Annotated in this window: 2 protein-coding genes and 1 pseudogene; 1 reads left to right on the forward strand and 2 read right to left on the reverse strand. The window is 68.9% G+C overall.

Annotated elements, in window-relative coordinates:
• Both BN903_RS17700 and BN903_RS14225 read right to left on the reverse strand, forming a co-directional pair.
• Positions 1 to 333 (reverse strand): annotated as a pseudogene (locus tag BN903_RS17700) (copper resistance protein CopD); the annotation flags it as partial.
• 56 nt (positions 334 to 389) lie between these two features.
• Positions 390 to 725 carry a hypothetical protein gene (locus BN903_RS14225; protein WP_048078364.1) on the reverse strand — a complete coding sequence of 112 codons (336 nt, stop codon included), beginning with the start codon at positions 723 to 725 and terminating at the stop codon, positions 390 to 392.
• 167 nt (positions 726 to 892) lie between these two features.
• On the opposite strand from BN903_RS14225, the gene BN903_RS14230 reads away from it, so the two are divergent.
• The coding region (locus BN903_RS14230) for a BCCT family transporter (protein ID WP_048078355.1) at positions 893 to 2451 on the forward strand (1559 nt) is incomplete at its 3' end.

A 2451-nucleotide genomic window follows, 5' to 3' on the forward strand; every position in this document is an offset into this window, starting at 1 on the left:
CTCGCGGCGCATTCGGAGGATCCCCAGCTCGACGAGTCCGTTCATCACCCCCCACAGCGACAGCATCGCGAGGATCGCCCACCCCCGCGACGTGCCGGTCAACAGCTCCAACGGACGGTAGAACACCCACACGAGGTACGCGCCGGTGACCGGTAGCGCGACGCCGGTCCAGCGCGTGACCATGAGCAGGCGGTGCGCGGCGTCGGCGAACGACTCCCGGGACAGGTCTCCGTCCGTCGCCCGGGGGAGGACCGCGTAGACGACGAACAGGACCGCACCGGTCCAGAACGCTCCAGACAGCACGTGGACGGCGTAGGCGACGGTTCGAATCACGTCCGTCTCTCGGTCCGACGAGAACATAAATGTCCGACGCGCACGGACGCTCCCGCTTACGGCAGCGACAGCGTTCCCTCGTACCGGTGCGTCCCCTCGACGGTCTCGCGGTACTCGTAGGTCTCTGGCGGGTCGATCCCCCACTCCCGGAGCCGCTCGTCGACCCCGTCGACGTACGTGGCGAGAAACGAGCCTCGGTTGCGGAGAGTCGGCGGCGCTCGCGTGTGTTCCGTCTCGAACCAACACCGGGCGGTCCGGCCGTCCGCGTTCGCGGTTATCCGGACCCGGAGATCCGACCGGAGCCGTTCTCGGACCGCCGGCGGATCACCGCGGAGGTGGCCCTCGCCGAACGCGTCGACCGCGGCCAGCGCCTCGTTCGGGACGTGGTTCACGCCGGGGATACGTTCCCGCGACACGAGTCACTTGCCCCGGACATCCCGAACAGCGGTGGATTTATAAATCCGAACTCGACCGCCGTATCTCGCGAAATACCCGGATTTAACGGGTCCAGAAACAGGTTTAAGCGGATCGCGTTCCACTAATCGATAGACTCTCATTTATGAGTAGACGCTCCGTCGTCGAGTCGATACGCTCGTTCCGCGCCGAGGTCGATCCCGTCCCGTTCGCCGTCGGGTCGCTCGTCACGTTCGCCTTCCTCGCGTACACCGTGATCGACACCGACGGCGCGGCGGCCGCCATCGACGCCGCGTTCGTGACGTTCGGTCAGGGGCTCGCGTGGCTGTACCTCGGGTCGGTCCTCGCGCTGGTCCTCGCGGCCGGCTACCTCCTCGTCGGGAAGTACGGTCGCGTCCGGCTCGGCGACGGCGAGCCGGAGTACGGCACGCTCTCGTACGTCGCGATGTTCTTCTCCGCCGGGCTCTCGGCGGGGATCGTGTTCTTCGGCCCCGTCGAGGCGCTGCTCCACTACCAGACCGTTCCGCCGCTGTTCGCGGGTCAGGTCGCCGCCGAGTCGAGCGCGGCGGCGGTCCCCGCGGTCGCGTACACCGTCTTCCACTACGGGATCAGCGCGTGGGGCGGCTACCTCGCGATCGGCCTTCCGGTCGCGTACTTCGCGTACCGCCACGACGCGCCGTTCCGCGTCTCCACCGCGCTGTACCCGATCCTCGGCCCCGACGGACTCGACGGCGTGGTCGCCCGGACAGTCGACACGCTCGCGGTCGTCGCCACCATCGGCGGGATCGCGACCGGCCTCGGCTTCATCGCCACGCAGCTTCTCACCGGCGTGACGTTCCGGACCGGAATCGCCTTCGGCGACGCCGAGACCGTCGCGGTCATCGTCGGTATCACCGCGCTGTTCACGCTGTCGCTCGTCGCGGGCGTCGGTCGCGGGATTAGACGGCTCTCCGTCTTCAACGTCGGCGTCATGGCGCTGCTGCTCGGCGTGGCGCTCGTCGCCGGGCCGACGACGGACGTGTTGAACGTCGGCGTGGCGGCGCTCGGCACCTACGCGACCTCCTTCTTCGAGATGAGCCTGTTCACCGGCAGCGGCGTCGAGAACGGTCCCGGATGGTCGGCGGCGTGGACCGTCTTCTACTGGTCGTGGTGGATCGCGTGGGCCCCGTTCGTCGGGCTGTTCCTCGCGCGGATCTCCCGCGGCCGGACGATCCGGTCGGTCGTCGGGACCGCGTTCGGCACGATGACCGCCGTCTCCGCGCTGTGGTTCACCGTCATCGGCGGCACGTCCATCCGACTACAAGACTCCGGCGCGGTCGACGTGCTCGGCGCGGTCGGCGAGTTCGGCGACGGCGTCTCCGGGTACGTCATCTTCGGGGCCTTCCCCGGCGGGGAGCTGTGGCAGCTGCTGTTCCTCGTGTTGGTGACGACGTTTTTCGTCACCTCCGCCGACTCCTCGACGCTCGCCGTCGGCATGCTCACCACCGGCGGCAGCCGGGAGCCGTCCGGTGCGAACCGCGTGTTCTGGGGGATCCTTCAGGGCGCTATCGCCTCCGTTCTCGTGGTCGTCGGGGGCGCGACGGCGCTCCGGTCGTCGGTGATCGTCACCGGCGCACCCTTCGCCGTCGTCTGTCTCGTCGCGATGGGCGGGTTCCTCCGGTGGCTGTCGCGGGTCGAGACTCCCGCTCCCGCGAGCGACTCGAA

It is taken from the genome of Halorubrum sp. AJ67, from assembly GCF_000513435.1.